The following is a 15,416-nucleotide window of genomic DNA, read 5'->3' as shown; positions in this document are numbered from 1 at the left end:
GCCCAGCCGTTGGGTGGGCTTCTGAGGCGTCAATGACCATGTTTCTGCCTTCGTGTGAGGGAGCGTCGGATGGTGAGGAAGGCGCAGGGAGCCAGCGACCGGGCGCCCGCCGCGTCGAGGACCCAGACCAACAGCAGGTAGACGACGGTGACGCCCAGGCAGCCCACGGTGAGGGCGGCCGGCGGCGAGGTGAACGACTGTGCGCAGACGAACCCGGCTCCCGCGGCGCCCACCGCCGCGCCCACCGGCTTCGCCAGTTCGGTGACGACGCGACGGACGCGCACGGCGACGCTGCGCCTGCCCAGCCCGTGCAGCAGGAGCAGTGCGGTGAGGGTGATGCCGACCGCGTTGGCCGCGGCGATGCCGCATGCGCCCCAGGGCCCCACGGCCCAGGCGCCGATGACGGCGGTGGCGACCATGCCCACAGTCATCGCCCCCACCGGGTACCAGGTGGCACGTCCCGCTGAGAAGTACGACCGCACCAGCGCGCCCACCAGCGTGTGGCCGAGCAGCCCGAGCGTGTACACCCGCAGGACGGCGGCGGTCGCCTCGGTGTCCTCGGCCGTGAACGCCCCGCGCTGAAAGAGGACATGGACGATCTGCGGCGCACAGGCCACGATCGCGGCGGCGCCCAGCAGCGCGACGCAGGACACCAGCACCAGATCCCGCTCGATACGGTCCCGGGCCCGCCGCATGTCGCCCTCGGCGATGGCCTGTGCCACAAGGGGATAGGTCACGATGGCGAGCGTCAGCGCCAGCACCATGGGGTACTGCCCGATCTTCTGGGCGTAGTTGAGGTACGAGACGGCACCGGCGGGCAGCCCGGACCCGAAGTAGCGCTCCACGAGGACCTGTGAGTGGCGGCACAGCGCGAAGAGCAGCACCGTGGCGACCAGGGTGAACGTCAGCGGCCGGACACTCTCACCGGCATCCGCGGACGCGGGCTGCCGGGGTCCGTCGGTGATCCTGCGCCGCAAGGAGAGGGCCTGCACGGTGACCATGAGGCATCCTCCGAGCGCGACCCCGAGTGCGGCGGAGCGCACGCCCCAGTGGCCGCCGAGGGCGAGCATCGTGACGATGATGGCGCTGTTGGAGGTGAGGGAGATCGTCGCGGGGGCGAGAAACGAGCGGTGTGCCTGCAGTGCCGCGCTGCAGTACCCGGCCAGCCCGAAGGTCAGCACGCAGGTCGCAGTCAGGCGGGTGCAGTCCACGGCGAGGGAGGGATCGGGCAGGCCGGGTGCGAGGACGGGGACCAGTTGCGGCGCCCCGGCGATGAACACCGCGGCCACGGCCGCGAAGGCGAGGCCCAGCCGGGGCAGTGAGGAGGCGATCAGCTCCCGCACCGGGTCGGGTGACAGGACGCCGCGCGCCCGCCGGGCCAGCGCCACGCTGAACACGGGGACCAGCACGATCACCACCCCGCCCTCGGTCAGCAGCGCCCCGGCCAGGTCGGGCAGGGTCCAGGCCACCAGCAGGGCATCGGTCTCCCCGCTCGCCCCGAAGAAATGGGCCAGGATCTGATCCCTGACGAGTCCGAGCCCCGCCCCGGCCACGGACAGCGCGGTGGTGAGCAAGGTCGCCTTCGCGAGGAAGCGGCCCGAGGCTGCCGAGCTGGGCCCCGTGTCCGTACCCCGAGCCGTGGCCTCGGTCGTCGTCATCGCGGGCTCGCTTCCGACGCCGCGGCCGTGCCGTCCGGCGCGTCGTGGCCCAGTGCCCACCAGGCCACCAGGCCGAACTTGACGCCGATGAGAACGGTGGCGGAGCCGCCGATGTCGCCGTACAGGAAGTCCACGAGGTGCCACAGCAGCAGGCCGCAGGCGATGATCGCGCAGTCCGGGCGGGGCCGGGCCCGGCGTGTGCGCATCAGTGCGCACACCAGCAGGGCCAGCCAGCTTCCCCCGACTGTCACCACGCCCAGCAGTCCCTGTTCGCTGAGGATCTCCAGGTACATGTTGTGCGGTGAGAGAAAGGGCTCGCGGTAATAGCCGTGGCCCGCTCCTGCGGTGTCGGAGGCCGAATTCATCGCGAGCGGGGCATGGCCGTCCCGGTATTCGGGAAAATCTCTCAGCCCCACGCCCGTCAACGGTTTCTCCCGCCACATGCCGACCGCGGCCGACCACAATGAATAGCGGTCGACGACCGACTGGTCCGGAGCGTCGGTGACTTGCGAAATGCTCGTCAGGCGCTCCTGCAGCATCGACGTCCCCACCCCGAACCCGCCGACCAGCACCACGGCGGCCGCGACCGCCGCCGCGAACACCTTCACCGCCCGCCGCACCCCGGCCAGCAGCAGCTGTGCTCCGCAGGCCGCGACCGTGGCGATCCAGGCACCCCGGCTGAAGGACACCGTCAGCGGAAGGAGCAGCGCCAGCGAGAACACCGTCGCCACGATCCGTTCCCGCCGTGTGGGCGCCCCGAGCGCGAGCCCCGTGGCGGCGACCACGCCGGATGCGACGACCATCGCCATCGCCATCACTTCGGTCGGCCCGAAGGTGCCCACGGCCCGGACGTACACCCCGTCGTACAGGGCGCCCGTACCCGTCATGTACTGGTGCACCCCGACCGCGCCCTCCCACACCGCGAGCCCGATCAGCGACCAGGCCACCAGCCGCACATCGCGGCGGTCGCGCAGCAGCATCAGCACGGCGACCGGGACGAGTACGCAGACCTGCAGGTAGCGGGCGAATCCCACGAGGCCCGCACCCGCGCTGGACGCGCCGGTCGCGGCGACCGCGACGCCGATCACGGGCAGCCCGAGTACGACGGCGGCGGTTCGCGTCAGCGGACGCCGGGCCTGGCGCGCGGTGCGTACGACGGCCCAGAGCACCACCAGCCCGGAGGCGGCGTCGGCGGGTGTGACGAGGCCGTCCGACATGTACGGCAGTCCGATCAGGGCGATCAACGCCACGACGGGCAGGACGGGAGCGGCCCGGCGCAGCGACGGCAGGGGTGGTGCCCACGGTGACGCGGCTGCGGACGTCGTGCTCATGTGGGGGTGGTCTCCCTGCATTTCTGAAACCAGCGGCAAGAGTTGAGGACTGCGCTGTCGATGTGAATTCCTCGGGCGTGCGGATCGAGAACTGTGACTCGGCGGAGTTCGCTGGTTTTCGGAGGCGAGCACCTCTATCGGCATCTGTATTTACCTGAAAGGTCGTCAACTGTGTCGGAACCGTGAGGTCGGACGTGTCGTGTCCCGGAACCTCGACTCACCCCGTCGGCGCCATCGGCCGACCCTCGATGCGTCGAACGGGTGTCTTGCCTCGGCGACCGAATGGGCCGCGGTATGTCGCGGTCAATCTGCGATGGCAACCCCTCCTACATTCCGCATGTCAGATTATTTTTCTTCCATTTCGGGAGGAGTAGTGCTGTGGGAGGAGTAGTTCATACGCTGAGCGAGGCCGAGAGCTTGGAGGTGACGCCACAGCCTTCGCTCACCGGCGAGCCACGTGCTCACTGCGCCGACTCCCGCGTCAAGCGCACGCTGGACCTCGTGCTCTCCGCGCTTTTGCTGGTCGCTTTTCTGCCTCTGATGGTGCTCATCGGTGTCGTGGTGGCCGTCAGCAGTGCGGGACCTGTCATCTACCGGCAGACCCGGGACGGCTTGGCTGAACGACCCTTCACCGTCCTGAAGTTCCGCACCATGTACGTCAATTCGACCGTGGACCTGGCGGAGCTGCTGCTGGCGGACGGCAGGACGATGTCCATCTGCGCCAAACCACGGCACGATCCGCGCATCACGCCGGTCGGCCGTCTGCTGCGCAAGACCTCGCTGGACGAACTCCCTCAGCTGATCAACGTGCTGCGGGGCGAGATGTCGCTGGTGGGGCCGCGCCCCAACCTGCGCCCCGAGAACCAGACGCTGCTCTCGGCGGACCGGGCGAGGCGGCTGTCCGTCAAGCCGGGCATGACGGGGCTGTGGCAGGTGTCGGGCCGCTCCAGCACCACGGCCGACGAGGCGATCCGGCTCGACCTGCGGTACGTCGACCAGTGGAGCCTGCAGCTCGACCTGCTCATCCTCCTGCGCACGCTGCCCGCCGTCCTCAGAACGCGCAATGCGCGGTGACCCGGGCAGGACGACGGGGGGCGGAAGGCGGCCCACTGTCCTGCATGTCGCGGAGGCCTGGGGCGGCGGGGTGCAGACGGCGGTCCGCGACTACGTGCGATCCGTTCCAGAGGTACGGCACCTGCTGCTGATGTCCGAGCGCGCCGACTGTCAGATCACTGACACGGACGCGCTCTTCGACGGGGTCTGGCGGATGCCGTCCGGCCACTTCGCACGCGTCCGCGACGTGGGGCGACTGTTCCGCGGGCTGCGGCCGGACGTGGTCCACGCCCACTCCTCCTTGGCGGGGGCCTATGTGCGCCTCGCCCCCTCCGTGCCGACGGAGCGCATCGTCTACACCCCGCACTGCTACGCGATGGAGCGCGGCGACCTCGCACGGCACGCCGCGGCAGCGGTGCAGACGGTCGAGCGTGTGCTGTCCCGGCGTACCGGCACCGTGGCGGGTGTCAGCCCCCGTGAGGTCGAACTCGCCCGCGCCCTGCGTAAGCGTCAGCGTGCCGTCCACGTACCTAACCTGGTGCCCCGTCAGGAAGCCACCGCCGTTCCGCTGCGGCCGAGGGCGGAAACCGCGGTGCGTACCGGCGACTTCGGCAGCCTGCCGCCGCGGACCGTTGCCGCCGTCGGCAGGCTGTGCCCGCAGAAGGACCCCGCCTTCTTCGCCGAAGCGGCCGCCGAAGGGCGGCGGCTGATGCCGTCGAGCAACTGGTTCTGGCTCGGCGGCGGCGACCCCGCCCACCGGGAGCGGCTGGAGCGGGCCGGTGTCACGGTCACCGGGTGGCTGGACCACCGTTCCCTGCAACGACTGCTCGGTCAGGTGGCCGTGTACGCGCACACCGCCCTGTGGGAGGGAGCGCCGATGACGCTCCTGGAGGCGGTGGGGCTGGGGCGGCCGGTGGTGGCGCGGCGCATCCCGGCCCTGGAGTCCCTGGGCCTGACCGGCCTGGTCGACACACCGCGACAGCTGGCGGCAGCGGCCGTCGCCGTGCTCACGCACGGTCCCGGCGAGAAGAACGACGTGCGGCTGGCCGAGCTGTTCGCCGAGCACACGCGGGAGCGCCAGCGCATGATGTTGCGGTACGCGTACGGCCAGTGACGAAATCAGTTCGGGGCCCTGCGCCGGCTGCGGCACAGGGCCCCGTCGTTCGCGCTCCGTCACGTGGTGATGGACTCCCTGCTCTGGCTGGGTACGACGACCGGCGTGATGACAATCCCGAACAGTTCGCGGTACACATCGATCACTGCGTTGGCGGCGTGCCGTACGTCGTGCTCGGCGAGCACATGGGCGCGGCCCTGCGCGCCCAGCGCCGCGCGCAGCGGTGCCCGACGCAACAGCGTCGTCAGCGCCCACGCCAGCGCGTCGGGCTGCTCCGGCGGCACCAGGCAATGCGGCAGATGGCCGGGCGGCAGGCTCTCGCGCGCTCCGTCCACGTCCGTGACGAGGACGGGCCGGGCGCACGCCATGGCCTCCAGGGGTACGAGCGCCATGCCCTCCCAGCGGGACGGCAGGACCACGACGTCGGCGGCCCGGTACCAGGGGGCGGGGTCGAGTGCCGGGCCGGCGAACTCCACCGACGCGGGCGCAACGGCGCGCAGTCGGTCCGCGTCCGGGCCGTCGCCGACCAGCACCAGCCGGGCGGAGGGCAGTTGCCGCAGGACGGCGGGCCAGGCCCGAAGGAGCACGTCCTGGCCCTTCTGCCGGCACAGCCGTCCCACGCACACGACGAGTGGACCCGCGCCGGTCCGAGCGCTGATCCCCTCCGGCCGGAACCTGCGGGTGTCCACGCCGTTGGGGATCACCCGCCACTGGGCGGAGATGCCACGCTGCTCCCCGGTACGCCATTCCGCCTCGCTCCCGCACAGGACACGCGCCGTCCATCGCGCCCCGAACCGCTCCCACCACACAGCCGCGTTGGCCGGACTTCCGTCCACGGCCTCGAACGACCACGCGTGCGGTTGAAAGACGGTCGGGACGCGGCCGCGCACCGCGAGCCGGGCAGCGAGCCCCGCCTTCGCGCTGTGCGCGTGCACCACGTCGGGCCGCACGGCACGCACGAGCCGCGCCAGCCGCCGTACCTCGCCCGGGAGCCGGTGCCCCGGTGCGCGGGTCGCCTCCCAGGGGATCACCGTGCAACCCGTCGCGCGCAGTGCGTTCATCAGCGTGCCGCCCGACGGGCAGGCCACGGTGACACGCAGCCCCGCGGCGCGCTGCCTCGCCGCCAGGTCCGTCACGAGCCGGGCGACACCGCCCTCGACCGGCTGAGTGACGTGCAGGACGTGCGGCTCACGTGCTGCGGGCGCCGCACGGTCCGGGCCGGGTCCCAGGGAAATGCGCATGACAGAGGCTTCCCTTCATAAAATCCGCCGGATTCGGACGACCACACTAGTCGCTTATCCGCACTTATCTGAGGAACCGTCAACTGTGTCGGTGCGTCCGCGGTACACCAATGGAGGAAAACGGCAGATAATCCGACGGGAGCAGGTCTTTTCGTATGAGTTCCGGGAACTTGTCGGCGGCGGAGTTTCCCGTGGCGCTCCTTTCTCGTTAGCCGGGGGAACTGAGATAGCGGACACCCGCGAAGAAAGGAACAGCATGAAGAGTCTGAAGGCTGCCGTCCTCGTTGTCGGCACCCTTGCCATCGCAGGCACCGCGGCGCCCGCTCTTGCGGCGGACCTGCCGGCGCAGGGCCTCATCGAGGAGGGGAAGACGGTGGCTCGCGCGCTCCCCCAGGCAGCCGAGGTCCCGGCGGGTCAGGTGGCCAACGACGTCAGGCATGCGACGGAGGGCGTGAAGCGGACGGGTGTCGTGAAGACCCCTGTCCTCGGCGGCGCCCTGCCGAATCCCATCAATGGCAAGAGCCCCATCAACGGCAAGATGCCTGTCAACGGCAAGCTGCCTGCGCGACTTCAGGTCGCCGAGTAGCGGACCACACCGGCTCAGCGATTCAGGTCGGCTCCGTAGTTCTCGGGGCCGACCTTTGTCGTGCTCGGGTTCGCCGGTACAAAGAACGGCGTAGAAAGACCGGTACAAAGCACGGCGGCGGTCCGCCGACACTCGGCGGACCGCCAGGGTGCGGCTCTGCTCAGAGGAGGCCGCTGATGTAGTTGCCGAGCTGCGACTGGTCGATGTGCTCGGTGTTGCACGCGGCGTAGCGCGAGTTCGGCGCGTAGATGCCGCCGATGACGGCACCGTTCGACCACGGCGCGAGGCAGCGACCGTCGACCAGGGAGCCGTTGACGACGGCAAGCCCCTGCTGGGGCTCGTTCACGACGATCGGGGACTGCGAGAAGCCGGAACCGCCGGTGACGGTGGTGTTGTCACCGTCGCCGGCGGCAGCGGTGCCGCCGGCCGCGAGGACGATGCCCGCGGCAAGGGCCGAGAGGGCCGAAACCTTGTTGCGCATGAGGTGCCACCTTTCGGATGGGATACGGATGGGGAGGGGAGGGCTGCCCTGCTCCGAATTGATCGGAGTGCGGGGAGATTCGGAGGAGGATCAGAGGAGCAGGCCGGCGTTGTAGTCGGCGTTCTGCGACTGATCGATGCGAGCGGTGTTGCACGCGGCGTAGCGCGAGTTCGGTGCGGCGACGCCACCGAGAACGGAACCGTTCGACCACGGCGCGGCACAGCGGAGGTCGACAAGCGTGCCGTTGGAAACGAGAACGCCCTGCTGAGGGGCGTTCACGACGACCGGGGACGACGAAAAGTCGCTGCCTCCGGTGACATCCGTGCAGCTGCAGGCCGCAGCGGTGGCGCCGGCCGCCAGGACGATACCCGCGGCAACGGCTGAGACAGCCGTGATCTTGTTACGCATGAGATGGCCTTTCCGGGCTGCGTTGTGAGGTTGTCGACCCTTGCTCGAATGACTCGGAGCAACGGGTCAGAGGAGCATGCCGGCGTTGTAGTCCGCGTTCTGCGACTGGTCGATCAGGGCCGTGTTGCAGGCGGCGTAGTGCGAGTTCGGCGCAATGACGCCGCCGAGGACGGAACCGTTCGACCACGGCGCGATGCAGCGCCCATCGACGAGCGTGCCGTTGACGACGACAACGCCTTGCTGAGGGGCGTTCACGACGACCGGGGAGGACGAAAATCCCTTACCGCCGGTGACGTTGGTGTTGTCCGAGTGGGCGGAGGCTACACCGGCGCTGCCGCAGACAGCGCCAAGGGTGAGGGCGGTGACAACCGCGAACTTCCTGGTCAACTCGGTTCCTTTCTGGATTCACGGTAGAGCCCGCTTACATAACAGGAAACCGAAATTTGTGACTAAAGGTCACGCGGAAACCGCCCATACGAGGCAGATTCCATCGGATGGCGGAATGACGCCGTGCGAATCGGGGCCGCGCATTAGGAGTCCGAAGTGAACGCCGACATGCGTCCGGCCCACTGGCAAGGAGGAATCCAGTGGGCCGGACAGGCTTGAGGGCAGGCCCCGCGCGGCGTCGGCCGCCGAGTGGGTGCGAAGCTGCGGATCCGGATCAGCCTCGGGGCCTGTGCCTTCGAGGCACCGGACGTGGGCCGGACCAGGGCCGTCATGGGGCCGGTCCGTCCCGCGACACTGCGGTGTCAGTCTCCGGCTGCCGAGAACCGGATCAGAGGGTCGGAATTCCGAGCGGTTTTTGCGTCATCCCCGATTGAACAGGCTACCGAGCCCGGCGCTGGTCGGCGCATTCAGCGGGCGGACCTGAAATTCCCCGGTGCCGACCGGGTTCTTCACCGGAATCGCGGGCTTCTTGGTCTTGCCGCGGTCGAGCCCGTCCAGGTACACGCCGGAGACCTTCCCCGGCCTCTTCTCGTCGAACGCGCTGCCCTTCGTGATGTTGCCATTGCGGGCCAGCCGCGTCACGGTGTCGGCCGCGGGCACGATCGCCGGAGCCACCTCGGTCTGGGACATGAGGCCGAGCGGACCGGTTTCGCGGACAGGTGCCTTGTCGGCCGCCGACGCCGCGACGGCGGAGCCACCCACAAGCCCCGCGCCGATAGCCAGCGCCGCAGTTGTGAAAACTGCCTTCTTCATGATTCACCTCGCGTGAAAGTCATCCCTGATCCGACAGAGGGAGAACATAGCAGTCCGCGATCCACCCGAAGCAATGCGCTACTCCATACGCATGAATGCCACGGAGTGAAGGAGCGCATTGCTCGGAATTCCCCGAAGGGATATGGGGATATGGGATACACATCTGGTCGGCGAATCCATTGATCATAAAATTGCGTCCGCTACGACACCACGTCCTTGCGGGCGAAGCCCCGGAAGGCCAGGGCGAACAGCACCAGTGCGTACGTTATGGAAATCGCGGTGCCCTGGATCATGCCGGACCACTGCGGCTCGGGCTGTACGGCGTCCGCCCAGGCGAACTGCCAGTGCGCGGGCAGGAAGTGCCGCCAGTCGCCGAGGGCGGTGACCGCGTCGAGGACGTTGCCGACGATGGTCAGGCCGACCGCGCCGCCGACCGCGCCGAGCGGTGCGTCCGTCCTGGTGGACAGCCAGAACGCCAGCCCCGCGGTGACCAGTTGGGACACGAAGATGTACGCCACGACCACCGCCAGCCGCTGCGCCGCCGTGCCCGCGTCGAGCGCGCCGCCGGTGGGGATCTGCAGCGGTCCCCAGCCGTAGGCGGCGATCCCGACGCCCAGCGCGACGAGGGGCAGCAGCACCATGGCGGCGAGGCTGAGGCCGAGTCCGACGACGAGCTTGGACCACAGCAGCCTCGCCCGGGGCACGGGAGCGGCGAGCAGATAGCGCAGGGAGGACCAGCCGGCCTCGGAGGCGACGGTGTCCCCGCAGAACAGGGCGACGGGGACGACCAGCAGGAAGCCCGCCGACACGAACAGGTTCACCGCGGCGAAGTTGGCCGCCGACGAGGTGGCCGTGTCCAGCAGCGTGACCCGGTCGCCGCCGGCGTCCGGCTCGCCGCCGATCGCGAAGGCGACGACCAGGACGAAGGGCAGGACGGCGAGGATGCCGAACATGACCAGGGTGCGGCGCCGCTTGAGCTGGCGGACCAGCTCCACGCGCAGGGGCAGGGTGCGGCCCGCCCGGTAGCCGGAGGCGACGTCGGTGAGAGCGGTGGTGCTCATGCGGAACCTCCGATCAGGGTGAGGAAGGCGTCCTCCAGACGGCGGTGCGGGCCGACCGAGGCGACCGGCACCTCCAGCCGGACCAGTTCGGCGACCAGGCGCGTGGCGCTGCCGTCGGCGTCCAGCCGGACCAGCAGCCCGTCGCCGGTGAGGACGGCCGAGGCGACGCCCGGCAGGGCGGCGATCTTCTCGACGACCGCGTCCTCCACGGGCGTACCGGTACCGACGAGGAGGGTGTCGCCGGAGCCGACGATCTCGCCCACCGGGCCCGCCTGCACGAGCTTGCCCCGGTCCATCACGACGAGATGCGTGCAGGACTGCTCGACCTCCGACAGGAGGTGGCTGGAGACGATCACTGTGCGGCCGGCAGCCGCGTACCGGATCATCACCTCGCGCATCTCGCGGATCTGTGGCGGGTCGAGGCCGTTGGTCGGTTCGTCGAGGATGAGCAGGTCCGGCAGGCCGAGCATGGCCTGTGCGATGGCGAGGCGCTGGCGCATGCCCTGCGAGTACGTGCGCACCGCGCGGGCGAGCGCGTCGCCGAGCCCGGCGATCTCCAGCGCCTCGTCCAGGTGGGCGTCCTCGGCGGGGCGGCCGGTCGCCCGCCAGTACAGCTCCAGGTTCTCCCGGCCGGACAGATGCGGCAGGAAGCCCGCGCCCTCCACGAAGGCGCCGACCCGGGACAGCACCGGAGCGCCGGGGCGGATGGCGTGGCCGAAGACCCGGATCTCGCCGCCGTCCGGCTTGATCAGGCCCATCAGCATGCGCAGGGTCGTGGTCTTGCCCGCGCCGTTGGGGCCGAGCAGGCCGAGGACCTGGCCCTTCTCCACGCGGAAGGACAGGTCCTGGACCGCGTACCGGTCCGCCGACTTCGCGTACCGCTTGCTCAGGCCGGTGATCTGGAGCGGGACCTCGGACAGGGCAGGGTCCGGTGCGGGCGTGGCGGTGCGGCGGCGGGCCGAGAGCAGCAGGGCGAGCGCGATCGCGGCACCGGTCAGCGGCAGCCACCACACCCAGGCGGGCAGCGGCGCGGCCGCCGTCGTCACAGCGGGAGCCGTCGGCACCTTCAGGTCGCCCTTGAGGGAGACGGTGTAGGTCGCCGGGGCGGCCGGGGAGGCGTACGCCAGGTCGGTGGAGGCCAGGACCAGGCGCAGCCGGTGGCCCTTGCCGACCTCGTAGTCGATGGCGGGCAGGGTGAGCGTCACGTCCTTGCCGGCCTCGGCGCCCTCGACCCGGACGGGCGTCACCAGCTGGGAGGGCAGCACCTGCTGGCGGCCGTCGGGGCCGACGTCGTAGACCTTGGCGAACAGGACGGCGTCCTCGCTGCTGGACCTCACATGGACGGTGGCCGTCGGGGAACCGGTGATGCGCAGGTCCTGGCTCAGCGGCGCCGACTCGAAGCGGGCGTACTGGCCGGGGAAGTCGAGCGAGATGCCGACGCCGAGCGCGGAGAGCTGGGCGAGGCCGCTGCCGGCGCCGAGGCCGGGCAGGGCGGAGACGGCGGGCGGTCCGGCGCCGGGCGGGTTGTCGAAGGTCTGCTCCTGCCCGGTCAAGGGGACGGAGCGCACTCCGCTCTCCAGGCCGGGGTACGTGTCCGCGCTCGCGCCCCGCAGCAGGGCCTCGCCGTCGGTGGAGTCGACGCCTCCGGTGCGGGTGACGCGGAAGGCGGGGCCGGTGTCGGCGCCCTTGTCGTCCTTGAGGTACCGGTCGAACCACGCCGTCACGCGCTGCTGGACCCGGCTCGTCTCCATGTCGCCGCCGTCATGGCCGCCGGCGATCCAGTCGACGTCCACGGGGGCGCCGTTGGCCCGGATGGCCCGGGCGGCCGCGTCGGCCTGGCCGAGCGGGAACAGGGAGTCCGACTGGCCCTGCACCAGCAGCGTCGGTACGTCGATACGGTCCCCAACGGCCGACGGTGAGCGCTCTTCGAGCAGTTCGCGTGCCTCGGTGTCGGGGGTGCCGGACTCGGCGACCCGCTCGTACATCTCGCACAGCCGCGGCTCGAAGTTGGCGCAGCCGCCGCCGGAGTTGACGAAGATGCCGGCCCACAGCTTCTTGAAGACGCCGTTCGGGAACAGGGCGTCGGCCAGGTTCCAGTAGGCGATCGCCGGGGCGATGGCGTCCACGCGGTCGTCGTACCCGGCCCCCAGCAGCGAGATCGCGCCGCCGTACGAGCCGCCCGCCATGCCCACGCGCGGGTCGCCGGACTTGTCCAGCTCGACCTGCGGCTGCCTCGCCAGCCAGTCGATCAGCTTCGAGACATCGGCGACCTCGCCCTTCGGGTCGTTCAGCCCGATCCTGCCGCTGGACTTGCCGAAGCCGCGCGCCGACCAGGTCAGCACCGCGTACCCGTCGCGGGCCAGGTCCTCCGCCTGCTGCCGTACGTCGTCCTTGCTGCCGCCGAAGCCGTGCGCCAGCAGCACGGCGGGGCGGCGGCCGGTGGCCGCGGAGGTGAAGTACGAGGTGTCGAGGCGCACCCCGTCGCCCACGGCCAGCACCCGGTCGGCGCGGCGCACCGCGGGCGCGTCGTCGTCGGCGACGGCCGTCCACGTACCGGCACCGGCGAGCACGACGACGGCGGCCGCGGCGGCGATCAGCCGTCGCGGCCGCCGAAGCAGCCCCCGCAGTCCGGGCGATCGAAGATCCATGCGTCAACGGTACGGGGCCAACCTGTCGGCGACAGACAGCTTGTGGGCGGAAACCGGCCCCCTCCCCGGGGAGTACCGCACACCCCGGGCGTACCACGCCCGCGGTACGCCCGGCGCCGTGAATTCACCTGAGCGAACAAAAGGACGTCGCACAAGTGTCAGTACGGCCCGCTAGAGTCGCGCCCACAACTGACACACAGCTTTGGGGTGGGAACACATGGACGTGCGGCACACCGCTGCCTGGGTGGGGGTCACCGCGGCGGCGCTGCTGGCGACGACCGCTTGCAGCGCGGAGACGACGAAGAAGGCGGCCGAGGCGGTCCAGAACGCCGACCAGATCATGGCGGCGCTCACGCGCGCGACGGACCGGACCGAGGAGCTGGGCTCGGCGCAGATCGAGACGACGACCGAGCTGGACGCGACCGGCGGCGAGCCGATCGCCATGGACGGCACCTACTCCTGGGGTGACGGCCCGGCCATGGACGTCGAGATGGACACCGCCGCGGCGCAGATGAGCGCCCTCCAGGACGACCCGACGACGCGCGTCATCATGGTCGACGGCGCCTACTACTACGACATCGACCCCCAGCCGAGCGGTCCGCTCATGGGCAAGGAGTGGATGCGTATCGACGTCTCCGCGGTGATGGGCGAGGCGGGTGCCGAGAACATGGCGGCCACCGCGGACCCGACGGCGATGCTGCGCTACATGACCGCCTCCACGCAGGTGAAGGACCTCGGCGAGGAGACCGTCCTCGGCAAGAAGGTCACCCACTACCGGGGCAGCGTCGGCAAGGACCACATCAACAAGTCCAAGCTCACCGGGCCGGAGAAGAAGGCCGCCCTCGCCGCGCTGGAGGCGGGCGGCGGGAAGCTGACGGCCGACATCTGGGTCGACGGCGAGGACCTGCCCGTGCGCATCGCGCAGACCGGCGCCGGCATGACCGTGACCATGGACTTCGTGAAGTTCGGGGCGACCGAGCAGATCACGGCTCCGCCCGCCGCCGAGACCGGCGACCTCACCGAGCAGGTCACGGAGCAGCGGGACGCGGCGATAGGTCAGTGACACGCCGGTGCCCCGGCCCGCCGTGTCGCTCGGCGGACCGGGGCATCGGGCCGGCTCAGTGGTTGCGCGGGAAGCCCAGGTCCACGCCCGCCGGGGCGTCGGCCGGGTCGGGCCAGCGGGTGGTGACGACCTTGCCGCGGGTGTAGAAGTGCGTGCCGTCGTTGCCGTAGATGTGGTGGTCGCCGAAGAGGGAGTCCTTCCAGCCGCCGAAGGAGTGGTAGCCGACGGGGACCGGGATCGGGACGTTCACGCCGACCATGCCGGCCTCGACCTCCAGCTGGAAGCGGCGGGCGGCGCCGCCGTCCCGGGTGAAGATCGCGGTGCCGTTGCCGAACGGGGAGGCGTTGATCAGCGCCAGGCCCTCCTCGTAGGTCTCCGCGCGCAGCACGCACAGCACCGGGCCGAAGATCTCGTCCTGGTAGGCCTTCGCGCTGGTCGGCACCTTGTCGAGCAGGGAGATGCCGATCCAGTGGCCGTCCTCGAAGCCGTCGACGGTGTAACCGGTACCGTCGAGGACGACCTCGCAGCCCTCGGCCGCCGCGCCCTCGACGTAGGAGGCCACCTTGTCGCGGTGCACCTTGGTGATCAGCGGGCCCATCTCGGAGGTCGGGTCGTTGCCGGGGCCGATCTTGATCTTCTCGGCGCGCTCGCGGATCTTCTCCACCAGCTCGTCGCCGATCGCACCGACCGCGACGACGGCGGAGATGGCCATGCAGCGCTCGCCCGCCGAGCCGTAGGCGGCGCTCACGGCTGCGTCGGCGGCCGCGTCGAGGTCGGCGTCGGGCAGGACCAGCATGTGGTTCTTGGCGCCGCCGAGGGCCTGGACGCGCTTGCCGTTGGCGGAGGCGGTGGTGTGGATGTAGCGGGCGATCGGGGTGGAGCCGACGAAGGACACCGCCTTGACGTCGGGGTGCTCCAGCAGCCGGTCGACGGCCACCTTGTCGCCGTGCACGACGTTGAAGACGCCGTCCGGCAGGCCCGCCTCGGCCAGCAGCTCGGCGAGCTTCAGGGAAGCGGACGGGTCCTTCTCACTCGGCTTCAGCACGAAGGTGTTGCCGCAGGCGATGGCGAGCGGGAACATCCACATCGGCACCATCGCCGGGAAGTTGAACGGCGTGATGCCCGCGACGACGCCGAGCGGCTGGCGGATCGCCGCCACGTCGACCCGGCTGGCGACCTGCGTCGACAGCTCGCCCTTGAGCTGCACGTTGATGCCGCAGGCCAGGTCGACGATCTCCAGGCCGCGCGCCACCTCACCGAGGGCGTCGGAGTGCACCTTGCCGTGCTCGGCGGTGATCAGCTCGGCGATCTCGTCGCGGTGCGCGTCCAGCAGGGCGCGGAAGCGGAACAGGATCGAGGTGCGCTGGGCCAGCGAGGACTGACCCCAGGTCGCGAACGCCTCCTTGGCGGCCGCGACCGCCGCGTCCACCTCGTCGACGGAGGCGAACGCGACCTTCGTGGTGACCGCGCCGGTCGCCGGGTCCGTGACCGGACCGAACGTGCCCGACGCGCCTTCGACGGCCTTGCCGCCGATCCAGTGGTTGACGATCTTCGTCATGACCAGTTACTCCT

The 15,416-nt window shown here is 70.6% G+C and carries 14 protein-coding genes; 4 read left to right on the top strand and 10 right to left on the bottom strand.

All coding sequences use genetic code 11. From position 1 onward, the window contains the following. Window positions 1-29: 29 nt before the first annotated feature. Together SSP24_RS24315 and SSP24_RS24310 are read right to left on the bottom strand one after the other, a co-directional pair. Window positions 30-1,658: a lipid II flippase MurJ gene (locus SSP24_RS24315; RefSeq protein WP_141311815.1), complete on the bottom strand. Its 1,629-nt coding sequence runs from the start codon at window positions 1,656-1,658 to the stop codon at window positions 30-32. Further along, window positions 1,655-2,989 (bottom strand): O-antigen ligase family protein, encoded by a 1,335-nt coding sequence (locus SSP24_RS24310; RefSeq protein ID WP_141311814.1) that lies wholly within the window; start codon window positions 2,987-2,989, stop codon window positions 1,655-1,657. Before SSP24_RS24310 ends, SSP24_RS24315 begins: the two co-directional genes overlap by 4 nt. Before the next feature lie 378 nt (window positions 2,990-3,367). Between SSP24_RS24310 and SSP24_RS24305 the strand changes: the two genes are divergently transcribed. Together SSP24_RS24305 and SSP24_RS24300 are read left to right on the top strand one after the other, a co-directional pair. Beyond that, complete coding sequence (locus tag SSP24_RS24305) at window positions 3,368-4,063, top strand: sugar transferase (RefSeq protein WP_218037102.1); 696 nt, start codon at window positions 3,368-3,370, stop codon at window positions 4,061-4,063. Further along, entirely contained in the window at window positions 4,053-5,156 is a 1,104-nt protein-coding gene (locus SSP24_RS24300; RefSeq protein ID WP_141311812.1) for a glycosyltransferase family 4 protein, read from the top strand. The genes SSP24_RS24305 and SSP24_RS24300 overlap by 11 nt, the downstream gene beginning before the upstream one ends. 59 nt (window positions 5,157-5,215) lie before the next feature. Here SSP24_RS24300 and SSP24_RS24295 read toward each other — a convergent pair whose 3' ends face one another. Beyond that, window positions 5,216-6,397, bottom strand: coding sequence for a glycosyltransferase family 4 protein (locus SSP24_RS24295; RefSeq protein WP_141311811.1), 1,182 nt, complete (start codon window positions 6,395-6,397; stop codon window positions 5,216-5,218). Window positions 6,398-6,653: 256 nt separating this feature from the next. Here SSP24_RS24295 and SSP24_RS24290 point away from each other — a divergent pair, with 256 nt between their 5' ends. Beyond that, window positions 6,654-6,983: a hypothetical protein gene (locus tag SSP24_RS24290; protein WP_141311810.1), complete on the top strand. Its 330-nt coding sequence runs from the start codon at window positions 6,654-6,656 to the stop codon at window positions 6,981-6,983. Between the two features lie 160 nt (window positions 6,984-7,143). Here SSP24_RS24290 and SSP24_RS24285 read toward each other — a convergent pair whose 3' ends face one another. The 6 genes from SSP24_RS24285 to SSP24_RS24260 form a co-directional block, all read right to left on the bottom strand. Further along, complete coding sequence (locus tag SSP24_RS24285; RefSeq protein ID WP_141311809.1) at window positions 7,144-7,464, bottom strand: hypothetical protein; 321 nt, start codon at window positions 7,462-7,464, stop codon at window positions 7,144-7,146. A gap of 90 nt (window positions 7,465-7,554) precedes the next feature. Beyond that, window positions 7,555-7,872 carry a hypothetical protein gene (locus tag SSP24_RS24280; RefSeq protein ID WP_141311808.1) on the bottom strand — a complete coding sequence of 106 codons (318 nt, stop codon included), beginning with the start codon at window positions 7,870-7,872 and terminating at the stop codon, window positions 7,555-7,557. A gap of 66 nt (window positions 7,873-7,938) precedes the next feature. Further along, complete coding sequence (locus SSP24_RS24275; protein ID WP_141311807.1) at window positions 7,939-8,259, bottom strand: hypothetical protein; 321 nt, start codon at window positions 8,257-8,259, stop codon at window positions 7,939-7,941. 420 nt (window positions 8,260-8,679) lie between these two features. Further along, on the bottom strand, window positions 8,680-9,072 hold the full coding sequence (locus tag SSP24_RS24270; protein ID WP_229866223.1) for a hypothetical protein: 393 nt from the start codon (window positions 9,070-9,072) through the stop codon (window positions 8,680-8,682). 200 nt (window positions 9,073-9,272) lie between these two features. Further along, window positions 9,273-10,133 (bottom strand): ABC transporter permease, encoded by an 861-nt coding sequence (locus tag SSP24_RS24265; RefSeq protein WP_141311806.1) that lies wholly within the window; start codon window positions 10,131-10,133, stop codon window positions 9,273-9,275. After that, entirely contained in the window at window positions 10,130-12,781 is a 2,652-nt protein-coding gene (locus tag SSP24_RS24260; RefSeq protein WP_167529683.1) for a CocE/NonD family hydrolase, read from the bottom strand. The genes SSP24_RS24265 and SSP24_RS24260 overlap by 4 nt, the downstream gene beginning before the upstream one ends. A gap of 217 nt (window positions 12,782-12,998) precedes the next feature. On the opposite strand from SSP24_RS24260, the gene SSP24_RS24255 reads away from it, so the two are divergent. Next, window positions 12,999-13,844: an SCO4651 family lipoprotein gene (locus tag SSP24_RS24255; protein WP_141311805.1), complete on the top strand. Its 846-nt coding sequence runs from the start codon at window positions 12,999-13,001 to the stop codon at window positions 13,842-13,844. Between the two features lie 55 nt (window positions 13,845-13,899). On the opposite strand, the gene mmsA is transcribed toward SSP24_RS24255, so the two are convergent. Then, a complete protein-coding gene (gene mmsA / locus SSP24_RS24250; protein ID WP_141311804.1) occupies window positions 13,900-15,402 on the bottom strand; it encodes a CoA-acylating methylmalonate-semialdehyde dehydrogenase in 1,503 nt (500 codons plus the stop codon). Window positions 15,403-15,416: the final 14 nt, after the last annotated feature.

It is taken from the genome of Streptomyces spinoverrucosus, from assembly GCF_006539505.1.
Taxonomy (GTDB): Bacteria; Actinomycetota; Actinomycetes; order Streptomycetales; family Streptomycetaceae; genus Streptomyces; species Streptomyces spinoverrucosus.
Note: the sequence above shows the minus strand (reverse complement) of the source record. Positions and strands in the feature narration are given on the sequence as shown.